Source organism: Agromyces sp. NPDC058484 (assembly GCF_042720415.1).
GTDB lineage: Bacteria > Actinomycetota > Actinomycetes > Actinomycetales > Microbacteriaceae > Agromyces.
In genome coordinates, this window is the sequence record NZ_JBHXMP010000002.1 from 16,391 (window position 1) to 34,921 (window position 18,531).

General features: G+C 70.9%; 14 protein-coding genes. 9 read left to right on the forward strand and 5 right to left on the reverse strand.

Going from position 1 to position 18,531, the window contains the following annotated elements:
• Positions 1-17 precede the first annotated feature (17 nt).
• Genes atpD through ACFWN7_RS02595 form a run of 4 tightly spaced genes read left to right on the forward strand, consistent with a single transcriptional unit; the run spans position 18 to position 3,083 of the window.
• Positions 18-1,478 carry a F0F1 ATP synthase subunit beta gene (gene atpD, locus ACFWN7_RS02580; protein ID WP_376937120.1) on the forward strand — a complete coding sequence of 487 codons (1,461 nt, stop codon included), beginning with the start codon at positions 18-20 and terminating at the stop codon, positions 1,476-1,478.
• A gap of 2 nt (positions 1,479-1,480) precedes the next feature.
• Positions 1,481-1,741 carry a F0F1 ATP synthase subunit epsilon gene (locus ACFWN7_RS02585; RefSeq protein WP_376937121.1) on the forward strand — a complete coding sequence of 87 codons (261 nt, stop codon included), beginning with the start codon at positions 1,481-1,483 and terminating at the stop codon, positions 1,739-1,741.
• Between the two features lie 10 nt (positions 1,742-1,751).
• On the forward strand, positions 1,752-2,324 hold the full coding sequence (locus tag ACFWN7_RS02590) for an AAA family ATPase (RefSeq protein ID WP_376937122.1): 573 nt from the start codon (positions 1,752-1,754) through the stop codon (positions 2,322-2,324).
• Entirely contained in the window at positions 2,325-3,083 is a 759-nt protein-coding gene (locus ACFWN7_RS02595) for a YaaA family protein (RefSeq protein ID WP_376937123.1), read from the forward strand.
• A gap of 23 nt (positions 3,084-3,106) precedes the next feature.
• Here the strand turns inward: ACFWN7_RS02595 and ACFWN7_RS02600 are convergent, their stop codons facing one another.
• Entirely contained in the window at positions 3,107-3,733 is a 627-nt protein-coding gene (locus tag ACFWN7_RS02600; protein WP_376937331.1) for a DNA-3-methyladenine glycosylase I, read from the reverse strand.
• Between the two features lie 5 nt (positions 3,734-3,738).
• On the reverse strand, positions 3,739-4,230 hold the full coding sequence (locus ACFWN7_RS02605; RefSeq protein ID WP_376937124.1) for a methylated-DNA--[protein]-cysteine S-methyltransferase: 492 nt from the start codon (positions 4,228-4,230) through the stop codon (positions 3,739-3,741).
• 228 nt (positions 4,231-4,458) lie between these two features.
• Between ACFWN7_RS02605 and ACFWN7_RS02610 the strand changes: the two genes are divergently transcribed.
• Positions 4,459-5,625: a DUF4192 family protein gene (locus tag ACFWN7_RS02610; RefSeq protein ID WP_376937125.1), complete on the forward strand. Its 1,167-nt coding sequence runs from the start codon at positions 4,459-4,461 to the stop codon at positions 5,623-5,625.
• On the opposite strand, the gene ACFWN7_RS02615 is transcribed toward ACFWN7_RS02610, so the two are convergent.
• Genes ACFWN7_RS02615 through ACFWN7_RS02625 form a run of 3 tightly spaced genes read right to left on the reverse strand, consistent with a single transcriptional unit; the run spans position 5,619 to position 8,989 of the window.
• A complete protein-coding gene (locus ACFWN7_RS02615; RefSeq protein ID WP_376937126.1) occupies positions 5,619-7,067 on the reverse strand; it encodes an NAD(P)/FAD-dependent oxidoreductase in 1,449 nt (482 codons plus the stop codon). The two genes, ACFWN7_RS02610 and ACFWN7_RS02615, sit on opposite strands and share 7 nt — an antisense overlap.
• On the reverse strand, positions 7,067-8,479 hold the full coding sequence (locus ACFWN7_RS02620; protein ID WP_376937127.1) for an aspartate aminotransferase family protein: 1,413 nt from the start codon (positions 8,477-8,479) through the stop codon (positions 7,067-7,069). Before ACFWN7_RS02620 ends, ACFWN7_RS02615 begins: the two co-directional genes overlap by 1 nt.
• A 27-nt stretch (positions 8,480-8,506) precedes the next feature.
• Positions 8,507-8,989: an Lrp/AsnC family transcriptional regulator gene (locus ACFWN7_RS02625; protein WP_376937128.1), complete on the reverse strand. Its 483-nt coding sequence runs from the start codon at positions 8,987-8,989 to the stop codon at positions 8,507-8,509.
• A gap of 226 nt (positions 8,990-9,215) precedes the next feature.
• Between ACFWN7_RS02625 and ACFWN7_RS02630 the strand changes: the two genes are divergently transcribed.
• From ACFWN7_RS02630 to ACFWN7_RS02645, 4 genes are all read left to right on the forward strand, one after another.
• Complete coding sequence (locus ACFWN7_RS02630) at positions 9,216-10,265, forward strand: FHA domain-containing protein (RefSeq protein ID WP_376937129.1); 1,050 nt, start codon at positions 9,216-9,218, stop codon at positions 10,263-10,265.
• A complete protein-coding gene (locus ACFWN7_RS02635; RefSeq protein ID WP_376937130.1) occupies positions 10,262-11,089 on the forward strand; it encodes a PP2C family protein-serine/threonine phosphatase in 828 nt (275 codons plus the stop codon). Before ACFWN7_RS02630 ends, ACFWN7_RS02635 begins: the two co-directional genes overlap by 4 nt.
• A gap of 130 nt (positions 11,090-11,219) precedes the next feature.
• Complete coding sequence (locus ACFWN7_RS02640; RefSeq protein ID WP_376937131.1) at positions 11,220-12,650, forward strand: serine/threonine-protein kinase; 1,431 nt, start codon at positions 11,220-11,222, stop codon at positions 12,648-12,650.
• Positions 12,650-18,526 (forward strand): Ig-like domain-containing protein, encoded by a 5,877-nt coding sequence (locus ACFWN7_RS02645; RefSeq protein WP_376937132.1) that lies wholly within the window; start codon positions 12,650-12,652, stop codon positions 18,524-18,526. Before ACFWN7_RS02640 ends, ACFWN7_RS02645 begins: the two co-directional genes overlap by 1 nt.
• Positions 18,527-18,531: the final 5 nt, after the last annotated feature.

The following is an 18,531-nucleotide window of genomic DNA, read 5'->3' on the forward strand; positions in this document are numbered from 1 at the left end:
GAAAAGAGAGAGCCAGAATGACTGACACCGCAACCGCGCCGGTCGCCGAAGAGGCCATCGGAGCCGTCGGCCGCATCGCCCGCGTCACCGGCCCCGTCGTCGACATCGAGTTCCCGCACGACGCGATCCCCGACATCTACAACGCGCTGAAGACCGAGATCTCGATCGACGGCGAGACCACCACCCTCACCCTCGAGGTCGCCCAGCACCTCGGCGACGACCTCGTGCGCGCCATCGCCCTGAAGCCCACCGACGGACTCGTGCGCGGCCAGGAGGTCACCGACACGGGCGAGGCGATCTCGGTACCCGTCGGCGACGTCACCAAGGGCAAGGTGTTCAACGTCATCGGCGAGGTGCTGAACGCCGAGCCGGGCGAGCAGATCGAGATCACCGAGCGGTGGCCGATCCACCGCAAGCCCCCGGCCTTCGACCAGCTCGAGTCGAAGACGCAGCTCTTCGAGACGGGCATCAAGGTCATCGACCTCCTCACGCCGTACGTGCAGGGTGGCAAGATCGGCCTCTTCGGAGGTGCCGGCGTCGGCAAGACCGTCCTCATCCAGGAGATGATCCAGCGCGTCGCGCAGGACCACGGCGGTGTGTCGGTGTTCGCCGGAGTCGGCGAGCGCACCCGTGAGGGCAACGACCTCATCCACGAGATGGAGGAGGCGGGCGTCTTCGACAAGACCGCCCTCGTCTTCGGCCAGATGGACGAGCCGCCTGGCACGCGTCTCCGCGTCGCCCTCTCCGCGCTCACCATGGCGGAGTACTTCCGCGACGTGCAGAAGCAGGACGTGCTGCTCTTCATCGACAACATCTTCCGCTTCACCCAGGCGGGTTCCGAGGTGTCGACCCTGCTCGGCCGCATGCCCTCGGCCGTCGGCTACCAGCCGAACCTCGCCGACGAGATGGGCATCCTGCAGGAGCGCATCACCTCGACGCGCGGCCACTCGATCACCTCGCTGCAGGCGATCTACGTGCCCGCCGACGACTACACCGACCCCGCGCCGGCGACCACGTTCGCGCACCTCGACGCCACCACCGAGCTCTCGCGTGAGATCGCGTCGAAGGGCCTCTACCCCGCCGTCGACCCGCTCACCTCGACCTCGCGCATCCTCGACCCCCGCTACCTGGGCGAGGACCACTACCGCGTCGCCACGACGGTGAAGCAGATCCTCCAGAAGAACAAGGAACTGCAGGAGATCATCGCGATCCTCGGCGTCGACGAGCTGTCCGAGGAAGACAAGATCACCGTCGCCCGCGCGCGTCGCATCCAGCAGTTCCTCTCGCAGAACACCTACATGGCGAAGAAGTTCACGGGTGTCGAGGGCTCGACCGTGCCGCTGAAGGACACGATCGAGTCGTTCGACGCGATCGCCCGCGGCGACTTCGACCACGTCGCCGAGCAGGCGTTCTTCAACGTCGGTCCCATCTCCGACGTCGAGGAGAACTGGGCCCGCATCCAGAAGGAGAACGGCTGAGCATGGCCACCCTCAATGTGAGCGTCGTCTCGGCCGACCAGGAGGTCTGGTCGGGCGAGGCGGCCATGGTGGTCGCGCGCACCGTCGAAGGCGAGATCGGCATCCTGCCGGGTCACGAGCCGATGCTCGCGATCCTCGCCGGCGGCGAGGTTCGCGTCAGCCTGCCCGGCGGCGAGAAGATCACTGCGAGCGCTGAAGACGGATTCCTGTCGGTGCAGTCGAACGCCGTGCAGGTGGTCGCGTCGCGGGCCGAGCTCGCCTGAGGAGACACGGATGCAGGGGGAGCAGCCGATCGAGCGCCAGTTCGGGGACCTGAGCGTCACCCAGCTCATCGTCATGGCCGGACTGCCCGCCGCGGGCAAGTCGACCATCGCGGCGATCGTCGGTGCGCGCCTCGGCGCCACCGTCGTGTCCGTCGACCCGATCGAGTCCGCGATCCTCAGGGCGGGAATCGACGCCGACCAGCCGACGGGGCTCGCCGCCTACCTCGTGGCCGAAGAGATCGCCGAGAAGGAGCTGGACTCCGGGCGCACGGTCGTCGTCGACGCCGTCAACGCGGGCGAAGCCGCGCGCCTGCAATGGCGGGACCTGGCCGAACGCACCGAGGTGCGACTGCGGGTGATCGAGGTCGTCTGCTCCGACGAGGCGCTGCACCGCGCGCGTCTCGAGAAGCGCGAGCATCGTCTCCCGCATCTCGAGGCGCCGACGTGGCGTGCCGTCGAACAGAGCCTGGAGGGGTACGCCCCCTGGACGGGCCCGTCGTCGGCGCTTCCCCGGATGACGATCGACAGCGTGCAGCCGCTCGGCACGAACGTCGACGCGGCGCTCGCGTTCATCGCGGCGTAGATGCGGCTCCTGCTACCGCCGTCCGAGACCAAGCGCGACGGCGGGAACGGCGCGCCGCTCGACCTCACGAGGCTCGCTCACCCCGAGCTCACCGGCCTGCGACGGCAACTCGTGGATCGTGTCGTCGCGCTCGCCGATGACCCCGACGCGATGATGCGCGCGCTGAGGCTCGGGCCGCGACTCGCCTCGGAGGTCGACCGCAATCGGCGCCTCCGGGAAACGCCGACGATGCCGGCGATCGACCGCTACACCGGCGTGCTCTTCGATGCGCTCGATGCGGGCAGCCTCGACGACGCATCACGTTCGTTCGCCGCTGAGACGGTCGTCGTGCACTCCGCACTGTTCGGTTTCGTCGGCGCGCTCGACCCGGTTCCGGCGTATCGGCTCTCGCACGATTCGCGCGTGCCCGGGATCGCACTGCGGCGGCACTGGCGATCGGCCCTCGCCGGCCGGCTCACCGACGACCGCGGGGTGACGGTCGACCTGCGATCGGAGGGCTACGCCGAGCTCGGCCCTCTACCGAGGCGCGTCGACAGCGTGTTCGTGCGTATCGTCTCCATCGGAGCCGACGGCCGGCGACGTGCCCTGAACCACTTCAACAAACAGGCCAAGGGACGCTTCACGCGTGCCCTCCTCGAATCACGGCCCGAGCTCGCCTCGGTGGACGGTCTCATCGACTGGGCGGCTCGGAAGGGCTTCACGCTCGAGGTTCGAGACGGCTCCGCGGTGGGGCCTCACGAACTCGAACTCGTCGCCTGATCGGCGGTGACGTCGGTGACTCGTCAGGCGGCGGGTGTCGGACCGCTCAGTGTCGGCGTCGCGATCGCCGTGGACGTCGCTCCTGCCCGGAAGCAGCCGGCGAGATGATCGTCGACCATGCCGGCCGCCTGCATGAGCGCGTACATCGTGGTCGGGCCCACGAACCGGAAGCCGAGCTTGCGGAGCATCGTGCTCATCGCCTCGGACTCGGCCGTCACGGCGGGCAACTCGGCGAACGTGAGCGGGGCGGCCCGCTGCGGGGGAGCGAAGCCCCAGAGCAGCTCGTCGAGCGGCACTTCGAGCGCGAGCGTGGCCCTGGCGTTCTGGATCGTCGCCTCGATCTTGCCGCGGTGCCGGATGATGCGCGCATCGCCGAGCAGTCGCTCGACGTCGGCCTCGGTCATCGAGGCGACACGTTCGGCGTCGAACCCGTAGAACACCTCGCGGAACGCCGGCCGGCGGCGGAGGACAGTGATCCACGACAGGCCGGCCTGGAAGCCCTCGAGGCAGACCTTCTCGAAGAGCCGGCCGGGGTCGTGCTGGGGAGTGCCCCACTCCTCATCGTGGTAGCGACGGTACTCGGGATCGTTCGCACCCCAGGCGCATCGGGACCTGCCGTCGTCGCCCTCGACCAGATCGGTGCGCGGGATGACGCTCACGCGGCGAAGCCGATGCGTTCGTGGCCGAGCAGCCAGAGCTTCGTGGGGATGCCGTCGCCGCCGGAGTAACCAGTGATGCGGCCGTCGGAGGCGAGCACCCGGTGGCATCCGACGATGATCGGCACCGGGTTCGCACCCACCGCCCCGCCGATCGCCCTCGCCGAGCCGGGCCTGCCGACCGCTGCCGCGAGTGCTCCGTACGACGTCGCCTCACCCCAGCCGAGACGCTCCAGCTCGGCCCACACGGCCTCCTGGAATGGGGTGCCGACGAGTCGCACCGGTATGTCGAACCCGGTGCGACTGCCGGCGAAGTACTCGAGCAGTTGCACTCGAGCGGCCTCGAGCAACGGGTTCGAGTGCTCGGGCTCATCGTCGTGGGGGAGCGCTCCGTCGCGCTCGATGGAAAGGCCGGTGACGGCGATGTCGTCGCCGAGGAGCTCGATGCGGCCGATCGGGCTCTCGAGCCGGATGAGGAACACGTTGGTCATGATTCGAGCGTAGTCGCGGCATCCGGCATCGACTCGCGGGAATCGGACATGGCTGAGCACGCGATCAGAAGACGCCCCTGTCGAGGACGGGTCGGCCGTGTGCAGCGCGAAGTCTCCGCCATGTTCGCCGGTCGCTGACTCGTCCTCGACATCGCAGGCCGGCGTCCGGCACTGCACGGAAGGCGAGCGGAGCGACGGTGACGGATGCCGCGGCGGCACGCTTCCCGTATGACCACCATCATCCGCGCCGGCGCGGCGCACGACCTGCTGGCGCTCGTCCCGGCCCTCGCCGGCTTCCGTCCCGAACGATCGATCGTGTGCGTCGCGTTCCGCGGCAACCGCTCCGCCGGCGTGCTCCGGTACGACCTGCCGCGAAGGGCACGAGATCGCCCGTTCGTCGCCGACACCCTCATCGGCACCCTGTGCCGGATGCCCGGCGTGGACGCGGTCGTGCCGATCGCCTACACCGAGGCGACGTTCGCGGCCCGCCGAGGCCTGCCCGAACGAGCCCTGCTGTCCCTCGTCGTGCGACGCGCGGAGCAGGCGGGGTTCGTCGTCCGTGACGCGCTGTGCCGGGCGGCGGACGCCTGGGGCTCGCTGCTCGACCCCGAGACGCCGGCATCGGGGCACCCGCTCGCGATGATCGAGGGCAGTGCGGCTGCGGATCGGGCACCCGTCGCGGCGTCCGGCCTGGGCTCGCCCGCGTCGGGCGGAGCATTGCCGCAACCCGACGAGCGCCGCGCCGCCGCCATCGCAGCCGAACTCGACGCACTCGCCGACGACGCGCAGGTCGAGGCGCGACTCGAGCGATTGGGGGCGGAGGCCGACCCGGTCGAGCTCGTCGAGGCGCTGCTGCGCGACGACCCCGGGTCGCATCCGGTGGAACGGCTCGCCTGGTTCCTGCACCTGGCCGGCTCACCGCCGATGCGCGACGCGATGATGCTCCAGCTCGCGTTCGGGCCGGTCGTCGGCATGATCGCCCACGACGATGCCGATGCGACGGCTGCCCGCGCGGCTCGGTGCGGCGAGACAGTGGATCGACTCGTGCGACGCGAGTTCGACAGCGGCGAGGAGGATGACGTCTCCGAGATGCTCGGACGGCTCCTTCTCGGGCAGTCCACGACCCGACCCGATCCTCGCCGCGTCGACCGCGCGCTCGATGTGCTCCGACCGCTGGCGGCCGATGCACCGGCGGGGTGGCGTGCCGCGCCGCTGTGCATGGCGGCGTGGCTCGCGTGGTCGCTCGGCCGGGGTTCCGCGGCGGGGGCGCTCATCGACCGTGCACTCGACGTCGAGCCCGATCACGCGATGGCGAGCCTGCTCGCCGCGTTCATCGGCAGCGGCGCACTGCCCGCGTGGGCGTTCGCGGACCCCGGCCGCCCAGGGGCTCAGTGACCGGTCAGCGGCGCGATCAGCCGGGCGGCGAGCGACGGGCGCTTCGTGACCCGTTCCTCGACGTCGGCGAACTGCATGCCGAGGATGCCGAGGTTGGCGCCCGCGAATCGCAGCGGTTCGGGCTCCCACAGCGGCGAGCGGTGATTCGCCCAGGGCAGGCTGGTGAGGTCGGTGTCGCGTTCGAGCACGAGGTCGGCGAGCGTGCGGCCGGCGAGGTTCGTCGTCGACAGCCCGTCGCCGACGTACCCGCCCGCGAAGCCGACGCCGGTCCTGGGGTTGTAGCTCGCCGTGGCGTGCCAGTCGCGTGGCACGCCCAGCGGTCCGCCCCAGCGATGCGTGATCGAGGTGTCGCCCGCCGCCGGGAACAGGTCGCGAAGTGCGTGATGCAGGTGCTCGAACACCTGGTCGACCCGTTCGAAGGCGGGATCCAGTGCGCTGCCCCAGTGGTACCTGGCGCCGCGGCCACCGAAGGCGAAGCGATTGTCGGCCGTGCGCTGTCCGTAGACGAGCAGGTGACGGTAGTCGCTGAACGTCTGGCCGTGCTCGACGCCGATCTCGTCCCACACGTCGTCGGAGAGCGGTTCCGTCGCGATCATGAGCGAGTACAGCGGCAGGATGCGTCGCCGCATACGCGGCCGTTGCGGGCCGTAGCCCTCGAGGGCGACGATCACGTGCCGCGCCGACACCGTGCCCTCCTTCCCGCCGTCGACGGCGCGGAACCGCACCCGCCCGGCCGCCCAGTCGACGACCTCGGTGCGCTCGAAGACCGACACGCCGAGCGACTCGACGACGCGAGCGAGACCCCGCACGAGCTTCGCGGGGTGCACCCGCGCGCACGCCGGGTCGAACATCGCTCCCGGTGTCTCGTCGCCCTGACCGGTCACGCCGAACCGGCCGCGGATCGTCGGGGCATCCCAGTATGCGGGCCGGTCGACGCCGAATCGGCGCATCTCGGCCACATCCGCGCGGGCCGCGTCGCGCTGCACCTCGGTGCGGGCGAACACGACCGTGCCGCCGCGCGCGAAATCGCAGTCGATGCCCTCGAGCCGGGCGACCCGGCCGACCTCGTCGACGGTGTCGACCATTGCGCGCCGCATGGCGACCGCCGCGTCGAAACCGTGCTCGCGCTCGAGCGAGCCGGGCGAGCGCGGGAAGAGCGCCGAGCACCAGCCGCCGTTCCGGCCCGACGCGCCGAAGCCCGAGATCTCCCGCTCGAGCACGGCGATCCGAAGCGTCGGATCTGCCTTCGCGAGCGAGTAGGCGGTCCAGAGCGCGGTCAGGCCGCCGCCGACGAGGCAGACGTCGAACCGCGCGTCGGCCGTGAGAGCATCCCGGGGCGCGAGGTCGTCGCGCCCCGAGACGACGAGGTCGTCGAGCCAGAAGCTCGACCGCCGATAGGCGGCGGATGCGCCATCCGTCGTCTGATGCAGCGGTCGCCGCATCAGAGGCGGTTCGAGGCTTCGGTGAGCACGCTCCGGAGGATCTGTTCGATCTCGCGGAACTCGGGCACGCCTATCGTCAGCGGCGGCGAGAGCTGGATCACGGGGTCGCCGCGGTCGTCGGCCCGGCAGTAGAGCCCGGCGTCGAACAACGCGGTCGACAGGAACCCGCGCAGCAGGCGCTCCGACTCGTCCTCGTCGAAGGTCTCGCGGGTCGCCTTGTCCTTCACGAGCTCGACCGCGAAGAAGTACCCGGCGCCGCGCACGTCGCCGACGATCGGCAGGTCGCCCAGCTTCTCGAGCTCGGCGCGGAACAGCGGCGAGTTCTCGCGCACGTGCTCGTTGAGCTTCTCCTCTTCGAAGATGTCGAGGTTCTCCAGCGCCACGGCGGCCGACACCGGGTGACCGGCCCAGGTGTAGCCGTGGTAGAAGGTGGTGTCGCCATGCTTGAAGGGCTCGTAGATCTTGTCGCTGATGATCGTGGCTCCCATCGGGGCATAGCCCGAGGTCATCGCCTTCGCACAGGTGATCATGTCGGGCACGTAGCCGAGCTCGTTGCACGCGAACATGCCGCCGATGCGGCCGAACGCGCAGATCACCTCGTCGGAGACGAGCAGCACGTCGTACTTGTCGCAGATCTCGCGGACGCGCTGGAAATACCCGGGGGGCGGCGGGAAGCAGCCGCCCGAGTTCTGCACGGGCTCGAGGAAGACGGCCGCGACGGTCTCGGGGTCCTCCATCAGGATCTGCTCCTCGATGCGGTTCGCGGCCCAGCGGCCGAACGCCTCGATGTCGTCGGCCGGCGCACCCATCTCGGCAGCGCGGTAGAAGTTCGTGTTCGGCACGCGCAGGCCGCCGGGGGTGATCGGCTCGAACGGCGCCTTGATCGGCAGCCCCGTCACGGCGAGCGCACCCTGCGGGGTGCCGTGGTAGGCGAGGGCGCGCGAGATGACCTTGTACTTGGTCGGGCGACCCATGAGCTTCCAGTAGTTCTTCGCGAGCTTGTAGGCGGTCTCGACCGCCTCGCCGCCGCCCGTCGAGAAGAAGACGCGGTTGAGATCGCCGGGCGCGTAATCGGCCAGTCGATCGGCGAGTTCGATCGCCTTCGGATGCGCGTACGACCAGATCGGGAAGAACGCGAGCTCCTCGGCCTGCTTCGCACCTGCCTCGGCGATGCGCCTACGGCCGTGACCGGCGTTCACCACGAAGAGTCCGGCGAGCCCGTCGATGTAGCTCTTGCCGTTGATGTCGTAGATGCGATGCCCTTCACCGCGGGTGATGATCGGCACGCCGGAGGCCTCCATCGTGGACTGCCGGGCGAAGTGCATCCAGAGGTGGTCCTTCGCCTTCTGCTGCAGCGCGGCGTTGTCGGAGCCGACGGCTCCGAGGCTCGTCGGCGATTCGAGGGTGGTCATCTCTGTCCTCCTTCAGGGGGCGCCCGCTCAGCGGGTACCCCAGTTGTAGAACTGCTTGTGCAGCTTCAGGTAGACGAACGTCTCGGTGCTGAGCACGCCGTCGAGATTGCGGATGCGCGAGTTGAGCAGCGTGATGAGCTCATCGTCGCTCTCGCAGACCACCTCGGCGAGCAGGTCGAAACTGCCCGCGGTGAGCACGACGTAGTCGACCTCGGGAATCTCGGCCAGCTGTTCGGCGAGGCGCCGGGTGTCGCCGCCGGCACGGATGCCGATCATCGCCTGCCGGGTGAAGCCCAGCTGCATCGGGTCGGTGACCGCGACGATCTGCATCACGCCCGACTCCGTCAGCCGCTGCACGCGCTGCCGCACGGCCGCCTCCGAGAGCCCGACCGCCTTGCCGATGTCGGCGTACGACCTGCGGCCGTCGGCCTGCAGCTGCTCGATGATCGCCTTCGACACATCGTCGAGGTGCACGGGCCGCGACGTGCCCGAGCGAGCTGCGTTCGTCATCTGACGATTGTGACAGTGACGGATGTCGCAGGCAAGCGATTCCGTCGATTCACGGACGATTGACAACTGATTCCTACGGTCTCCGAGATCCCGCACGGCGGGTTCACGCACTTCGGGCCACGGCGAGCACGTCTCGAGCTGCGGCTTCGAGGAATCCACGCGCACCGAGTCACGTCGTGAGCAACATCGGCTGACGCGCGAACCAGACGGTGCCAGACTGGTCGCCATGGTCGCCGGATCCGTCATGAGCGCAGCCCTGCCCGGCGCGGCCGAGTGGGACCTCGTCGTCGGCCACCGGTTCATCGCGGCACTGGCGGCACCGGCGCCCGACGCGTGCACCAACGCGCTCGCCGAGGCGTCGGCCGACGAACGCGCGACGATCGAATCGCTCGTCGCGTGCATCCCGGTTCCGCCGGCCGGCCCGACCGAGTCGTTCGCCGTCGTGTGGTGGCCCGGCGGCGATCCCACGGACGTCACCGCGGTCGTCCGCGGCGACGCCGTCGTCGACCTCACCTCGCCCGGCGGCACCCGCCGGTTCGACGCCCGCGGCATCCGGCCCTGGCATCTCGCCGAGTTCACCGACGTGGTCGCGCTCCGGATCACCGCGTCGGACGCGCCGCTCGACCGGCTCGGCGAGGCGGCGGATCCCGTGCCGCATGCACGCGCGAGCCTGCGTGCGTCCTCGATCGAATGGTCGTGCGAGAAGATCCCGACGGGCGGCGCGGTCCGCTCCATCGTCGACGCGGACACGATCCTCCTGTCCCGTGGTCGTGACCTGACACGCCCCATCGCGCTGCCGTCGCGATCGCCCGGAGCGGAGGCCGCGCCGATCGCCGATGATGCAGAGACCGCGGATGCCTCGCCGGCCATCGCACCCGCCGCATCCGGCGTGCCGGCCTTCCGCATCGGCGGCGGCGCCCCGCATCCGGTCGCCGCCCCCGTGCTCATCGGGCGTCGTCCGCTCGCACCGCGGATCCCCGGAGCCACGGGCGTGGCCCCCGAGCTCGTCACCGTGGACTCGCCGGGAGCCGTCGTCTCGGGCACGCACCTCGAGCTCCGCATCGAAGGTTCGCGGCTCGTCGCGACGGATCTCCGCTCGACCAACGGCACGATCGTCCGCACCCCGTCGGGCGTACGCCGGATGCGGGCGGGCGAATCGATCGTGGTGCCACCGGGCACGAGCCTCGATCTCGGAGACGATACGATCGTCGAGATCCTCCTCGCCCCCGCAGCTCCCGCCGAGCGGGCCCAGACAGACAGCAGGCCGCATCCGTGACCCAGATTGGCAACGGCAACGCACGGCATCGCGTCACGCTGGCCGACGGCTCCGAGGTCACGATCTCCTGGGCTGCGGTCACCGACGCCGGTCTTCGTCGCGAGGCCAACGAAGACAGCTTCGTGGCGCAGGCGCCGATCTTCGCCGTGGCCGACGGCATGGGCGGGCACGCCGCGGGTGATTTCGCGAGCGCGGCGGTGGTCACGCGGCTCGCCGAGCACGGCGGCAAGACGACCATCGGCACTCCCGAGATCGACGCGTCGCTGCGCCTCGCCGTGCAGGACATGGGTCGCGGCGCGGGCGTCACCGACGAGGGAAGCGGCACGACGGTCACCGGCGCAGCCCTCGGCACCATCTCCGACGACCCCGCATGGATCGTCTTCAACATCGGCGATTCGCGTGTCTACCGGTTGGTCGGCGGCGTGCTCGAACAGCTCACCGTCGACCACTCGATCGTGCAGGAGCTCGTCGACGCCGGCCAGATCACTCGGGAGGAAGCCGACACCCACCCGCACTCGAACGTCATCACGAGGGCGGTCGGCTTCCACGAGGCTCCCATCCCCGACTATCGCGCGATCGCGATCGAGGAGGGCATGCGACTCCTCGTCTGCTCCGATGGGCTCACGAAGGAGCTCACCGCCTACGGCATCCGGCACTTCCTGATGGCGAACCGCAAGGCGGATGCCGCGGCACGACAGCTCGTCGACGCCGCGCTCGGCAACGGCGGCCGCGACAACGTGACGGTCGTCGTGGTCGACGTGCTGAAGGTCGTCCGGACGGCGGGGGAGCATCGCGCACGCGGCCGCGACAGCCGACTCGACTGACGGATGCCGCGGGCGACCCGGTCCGCTCCGCACAGCCTTCGCTGCGACATCCGCAGCCAACCTACAATGGTGGACACCGGGTACCGCCGGGCTTCCCCGGGGTGCCGAGTGCCCGAGCGCTGGGAGGATCGTGTCGAGGCGTCTGCCGTCCACACCGCCGAACCTGCCCGGGTTCGCGTTCATCCGCGTGCTCGGTGCGGGCGGGTTCGCCGACGTGTTCCTCTACGAGCAGAACATGCCCCGCCGTCTCGTCGCGGTGAAGGTGCTGCTCGCCGAAGTGGTGAACGACCAGTTGCGGCAGATGTTCCAGGCCGAGGCGAACCTCATGGCGCAACTGTCGTCGCACCCGTCGATCCTCACGGTCTACCAGGCGAGCGTGGCCGCAGACGGACGCCCGTATCTCGTGATGGAGTACTGCTCCTCGACACTCGGGCAGCGGTATCGTGCCGCGCAGCTGCCCCTCGCCGAAGTGCTCTCCACTGGGGTGCGCATCGCGAGCGCGGTCGAGACGGCCCACCGCCAGGGAGTGCTGCACCGCGACATCAAGCCGTCGAACATCCTCACCACCGCGTACGGGCATCCCGTCCTCTCCGACTTCGGCATCGCCGCGACGCTCGGCGAGGCCGAGACGACCGATGCCGTCGGCCTCTCCATCCCCTGGTCGGCGCCCGAGGTGCTGCACGACGACGTGTCGGGCACGGTCGCGAGCGAGGTGTGGTCGCTCGGTGCGACCGTGTACTCCCTCATCGCGGGGCGCAGCCCGTTCGAGGTGCCCGGTGGCGACAACGCGTCGATCGCGCTGATGACGCGGATCGAGAAGGCGAAGGTGCCGCCGACCGGCCGCATCGACGTGCCGCCCGGCCTCGAACGGGTGCTCGCCCGGGCGATGTCGCGCAGGCCCGATGATCGTCAGGCGAGCGCGCTCGAGTTCATCCGCGACCTCCAGTCGGTCGAGGAGGAGCTCGGACTCCCGCAGACGCCGCTCGAGGTCGCGATGGACGACTGGGCTCTCGCCACGGCGATCGACCTCGATGAGCGAACGCGCGTCACCGGCCAGCACGCCGTGGGCGATGGGCGGGGCGGGCGCCGGCGCGCCCGTCGCCCGTCGCTGCGGAGCACGGGCACGGGCGCGGTCACGGTGCTCGGCGCCGACTCCCGGCAGCACGGCGCGAGCACCGGTCGTTCGCGCACCCCGCCACCCACGGCGAAGCGCCTCGTGTGGGGCATCTCGGCCGCCGCCGCGCTCCTCGTGGTGGTCGTCGGGGCGGGTGTGGTCGCGTTCGTGCAGGGCACGCGATCGATCCCGGCCGTCACCGATGTGCAGGCGACGGTCGACGGCACGACGGTGACGTTCACGTGGGACGATCCTGGAATCGCGGGCGGCGACGCGTACATCGTCACGATCGACGGCGAGCCCCGGCCCATGCAGCACGATGCGTTCCTCGAGATCGGCGCCGAGGACGGCGACCGAGTCTGCGCGACCGTCACCGTCACGCGCGAGGGCAAATCCGGCCTGCCGAGTGCCGTGCGCTGCGTCGACGTCGAGGTCGGAGTCGGCTGATGCGGCTTCCCAGGCTCGACGGCCGCCGATCGGCGCTCGCCACGGCGGGTGCCGTGACGGCCGTCGTCGCGCTCGTCGTGGGCGTCGCAGTGGCATCCGGGGGGTATGCGGCACAGCGCGTCGACCTCGGAGACGCGGCGGCGTGGGTCGTGAACGAGCGATTCGAATCCGTCGGCCGTGCGAACACCGCAGTGCTCGAATTGAACTCCGTCGTCGAGACCGGTGCGTCCGCGCCCGAGGTCGTGCAGCAGGGCTCCACCGTGCTCGTCTTCGACCGGGACCGGGCGAGCGTCGGCATCATCGACCCGACGACGTCGACCGTCACCGAGACGGTGGCCGTGCCACCTGAGGCGACCTCCGTCGCGCTGGCGGGTTCCCGGGTGATCGTGGCGGCCGGCGGAGACGTGTGGTCGGTGCCCGCCGCGGACTTCGCGGACTTCGACAGCGACGCCGATCCGATCCTCACGTTCGGGGCCGGTGCCGTGACGAGCGTCGACCCCGACGGGGTGATGTTCGCCTACACTCCGTCGACGGGCGTGGTCGCCCGAGTGGACGCAGCCGACCAGGAGACGGTCGCATCGAGGTGGCAGCTGCCGCCGGTCGACGGCGACCCCGAGGTGCAGATCACGTCGGTGGCCGGACACTGGGCGGTGCTCGATGCCGGCGAACTCGTGCTCCGGCTCGAAGGCCGCGATCCGGTGGACCTGACGGGCGCGCTCGAACCGTCCGACCGCCCGGTGCTGCAGGCACCCGCCTCGTCGGGCGACTCGGTCGCCATCGCGCACCGCCGCGGGCTCATCAGCGTCGGCCTCGGCGGCGGCGATCCCGAGGTGCTCGTCGGCGGCGTCGCGGCCACACCCGCGGCTCCGGTCCGCCACGACGGATGCCTCCACGCGGCCTGGGTGAGCGGCGACGCGTGGCGCTCGTGCTCCGACACCGCCTCGGGCGCCGACGCGCCGCTCATCCAACTCGCCGGTGCGACGGGAGGCGGTGACTTCGAGTTCCTCGCCAACGGCGACACGCTCGTGCTGAACGAGCGCAAGCGCGGCACGACCTGGGCGGCATCCGACGACTACGGGCTCATCGACAACTGGAACCTGCTGCTGGCCGATGAGCGCGACGACGAGACGGTCGAGCAGAACGACCCCGAAACGCCGCCGACGATCGACAAGACCCAGGTGCCCCCGGTCGCGGTGGACGACGACTTCGGAGCACGACCCGGCCGATCCACGCTCCTGCCGGTGCTGCTCAACGACTACGACGCGAACGGCGATGTCCTCGTCGTCGACGGCATCGACGGAGTGCTGCCGGTCGGAGCACGGCTCGACCGGGTCTCGAACAACCAGCAGCTCCAGCTCACGCTCGACGACGCGGCATCCGGAACCGTCTCGTTCGGCTACGCCGTCGGCGACGGCCACGGGGGCACCGCCCATGCGATCGTGAACGTGACCGTTCGCGAAGACGACGAGAATGCGCCGCCGGTGCAGCAGCGCCAGACCCGGACGGCGGTCGAGAGCGGCGGCCGGGTGACCACGGCCGTGCTCGGCGATTGGGTCGATCCCGAGGGCGATCCGTTCTTCCTGCTCTCGGCGTACGCCTCCGCACCCGACAAGACGTCGTCGACGGCCGAGGGGGTGGTGGTCTTCGACGAGAGCGGCGGAGCAGGATCGACGCGCGAGGTCTCGCTGGTCGTCTCCGACGGACGCCTGGAGTCCGCGGGGTCGCTCACGGTCTCGGTGCGTGCGCCGGGGGCTGTCCCGCTCGTCGCCGAGCCGTTCGTCGCGCTTGCCACCGCCGGGGAGGAGATCCGCATCGACCCGCTCCGGCACGTGCGCGGCGGCTCAGGGCACGTCCGCCTGAGCGCGGTGCCCGCGAAGCCCGAGGTGACGTTGACGCCCGACTTCGACGGCGGGAGCTTCCGCTTCACGAGCGGGGCGGTGCGCACGCACTACCTCGAGTACTCCGTGACCGATGGGGCCATGACCGCGACGGGCGTCGTGCGCGTGGACGTCTCGGCGCCGCCCGACCGCGACACGACGCCGATCACGGTGCCGCACACGGCGTTCCTGAGGGTTCAGCAGCCGGTGGACGTCGATGTGCTCGCCACCGACATCGACCCGACCGGGGGCGTGCTCATCGTCACCGGGCTCACCGACACGGCGGAGGACGACGGGGTTCGCGTCGAGGTCGTCGACCACCGCATCCTCCGCGTGACGCTCGCCGGCCCGCTCGTCACCGGGTCGACGACGTTCGGCTACCGCGTGACCAACGGCCTCGCCGAGGCCGAGGGCGAGGTGACGGTCGTTGAAGTTCCCCCACCCGCAAGCCCGCAGCCGCCCGTCGCCGCCCCCGACACGATCTCGGCTCGCACGGGCGACGTCGTCGACATCGCCGTGCTCGACAACGACGAGCACCCCGACGCCCTGCCGTTCACGCTCGCCCCCGACCTCGTCGAGGAGCCCGGCGGCGGGTTCCTCTTCGTCGCCGGCGACCGGTTGCGCTATTTCGCCCCCGACCAGCCGGGCGAGTTCGAGGCGGTCTACCGCATCGACGCCGACGGGCAGTTCGCGACGGCGACCGTGGCCATCTCGGTGCGGGCCGCGGACGTCGAGACCAACTCGACGCCCGTCCCTGAGACGGTGACCGCGCGCGTGCTCGCCGGCGAGTCCGTGCGCATCCCGATCCCGCTCGGGGGCACGGATCCCAACGGGGACTCGGTGCAGCTGCTCGGTCAGGTGTCGAATCCCGATCGCGGCGCGGTCGTCGAGCGGGGCGGCGACTGGCTGGAGTACGAGGCGGGCGAGTACTCCGCCGGCACCGACTCGTTCCAGTATTCGGTCGTCGATGCGCTCGGCGCACAGGCGACCGGCCTGATCCGCGTCGGCATCGCCCCGCGCCTCGATGGTGCGCGTGCGCCCATCGCCGTCGAGGACACCGTGACGGTGCGCCCGGGTCGCACGATCTCGGTGCGCGTGCTCTCGAACGACTCCGACCCCGACGGCGGCGCGCTCGTCCTCCGATCGGTCGAGCCGACCGAGGCGAGTGCGATCGCCACCATCGCCGGCGACACCATCGAGGTGCAGGTGCCCGACGGCGAGGGCGACCACGGCTTCATCTACACGGTCGAGAACGAGCGCCTCGGCACGGCCTCGACCTTCCTCACCGTCGAGGCGCGGAACGACGCACCGCTCGCCCGTCCCGAGGCCGCCGACACGGTGCTGAGCCTCAGCGACATCGTCGACGACGAGTTCGTCGACGTCGAGGTGCTTCGGAACGTGTTCCTCGCCGACGGCCCTGTCGCCGACCTCACCGTCGGCCTCGTCGACGGCTACGACCGCGGGGCGCACGTGCGGCCCGACGGCAGGATCCGCGTCGAGATCGAAGACAAGCGCCGCATCATCCCCTTCTCGGTGAGCCACCCCGAAGACCCCGACGTCACGGCGTACGCATTCATCTGGGTCCCCGGGCGCGACGACGCGCTCCCGCAGCTGCGGCGCGACGCTCCGACGGTGACGGTGCAGAGCGGCGAGGAGGTCGTGCTCGAGCTCGAGGACTACGTCATCGCGGCGTCGGGTCGCCCCGTGCGGATCACGGATGCCGCGACGGTGCACGCCTCGCACAGCGACGGCACCGAGCTCGCCGTCGACGAGGACACCCTCCGCTATCGCAGCGAACCCGGCTACGCCGGGCTCGCCTCGCTCTCGTTCACCGTGACCGACGGTGAGTCGGCAGCCGACCCGACCGCCCGGACGGGCACGATCGTCATCCCGATCCAGGTGGAGGCGATCGACGACCAGCCGCCGGCCTTCACGGGCGGCGTCATCGATTTCGAACCCGGGCAGTCGAAGACCATCGACCTCGTCAAGCTCACCAATTACCCCTATCCCGACGCCATCGACGAGCTCGAGTTCCGTGTGCTGCAACCCGAACCCGACGGCTTCGAGCTGTCGCTCGACGGCAGCGACCTGACGATCACCACCGCCGAGGCCACCCCCAGCGGCACCCGCCAGGCGGCCTCGATCGCAGTGGCGGATGCCTCGGGCGTCGGGTCGCCCGGCCGGGTCGAGCTGCGCGTGGTGCCGTCGACGAGGCCGCTCGCGCAGCCCAACGCCGACATCGCGGCCGCCGCACGGGGCCGCACAACGACGATCGACGTGCTCGAGAACGATCGGGCGACCAATCCGTTCCCGGCGACACCCCTCCGCGTCGTCGGCGTGCGCGGGCTCGACGACAGCCTGCCCGCCGGAGTCTCGATCGAACCGAGCGAGGATCGATCGACCCTCACGGTCTTCGTCGACCAGACCGCCGCGCCCATCAACACGACCCTGCAGTACCAGGTCGCCGATGCGACCGACGACCCGAGCCGCTACGCATGGGGCACGGTGACGATCTCGGTGCAGGATCGTCCCGACCCGGTCACCGGCGCGCAGGTGACCGGCTTCGGCGACGGCACGCTCGACGTCGTGTTCGGTGCGGGAGGATTCAACAACTCCCCGATCACCGGGTACGAGATCTCGCTCGTCGCGCCGGGCGGGGACGTCGTCGGCACCTCGACCTGCGCCGCGACGACGTGCACCGTGCCGACGCCGGGCAACGGGCAGGCCAACGCCGTGCACGTCCGGGTGCAGGCGCGCAACTCGATCGGCCTCTCCGACCCGGTGGAGGCGCCCGGACCGATCTGGTCGGATGTCATCCCGCCGCCGCCGCAGGGCCTCGGTGCGCTTCCGCTCGACGGCGGCCTGCGCATCCAGTGGGCGCCTGTCGGCACGGGCGCGGGCAGCGAAGTCGAATCGTACGTCGTCACCGTGGCGGGCGTCTCGCGCGAAGTCGATGCCGCGACCGCATGCACCGCCACCGCGTGCGCCACCGAATTCCGGGGACTCGCGAACGGCAGCCAGGTCCCGTTCACCGTCAGCGCCCGCAATCAGGCCTACCCGGCGCTCGCCGCGTGGACCGAGGCGGGCGGCAGCGGCATGCCGTTCGGCGCACCAGTCGCGGGCGGCATCGCCGTCACCGGCGATGCCTCCGCCGGCACGGTCACGGTCTCGTGGTCGCCCTTCGACGGCAACGGCGATGCGATCGGCGGCTACTTCGTGCAGCGGCTCGCCGACGGACAGACCACGGTGCCCGCCGGCCCCCAGGCCTGCTCGGTCACGAGCCCGGCGCCCGGCGAGGTGGTCGCCCCGGCGAGCGGCGGCACGGTCGCCGACGTCGTGCGGGTGGGGCCGGATGCCTCCAGCGTGCAGTTCTCCGGCACGGCCACCGAGGCGACGCGCTACTCCTTCGTCGTCTGGGGCTTCAACCGTGCGGCGTGCGCGAACACCGAGGTCGCGGGCGTCGTCGTGCGACCCGCACCGGGCCAGGTCACCGATGTGCGCAGCCGCATGGACTGGATGAACGCCGAGACGTGGGACCGCTACATCACCGACGTCGGCGGCGGGCCGACCCTCCAGATCATCGCCGTCGACGCGAACGGCGCTCAGATCGGCCAGCCCTCCCAGTTCCGCGGCTCCGGCTGGCTGCGCGCCCTCCTGGGCCGGCCGTTCGGCGAGTCGGCACGATTCCAGGTGCGCCAGTGCTCGATCTGGGGCAGCTGCGGCCCGTGGTCGCAGGTGCTGCCGTCCGACCCGCAGCCGACGCTCACCTTCGCGCTGCCGAGCCGCGTGTGGGTCGAGGCGACGGCGACCTGGTCGTGGACGGCGGCGCCCGACAACTCGGGCCTGCCCGCGACCTTCCGGTGCGGGGTCGACGGCGACGCGAACGGGCACGCGGCCCAGTCGGAGACGACGTGCCAGATCCCCTCGGCCCAGCCGGGTGACCGGGTCTGGTTGGATGTTGAGGTCGCGGGCGTGAAAGCCCGGTACACGAACCGATGAACGCA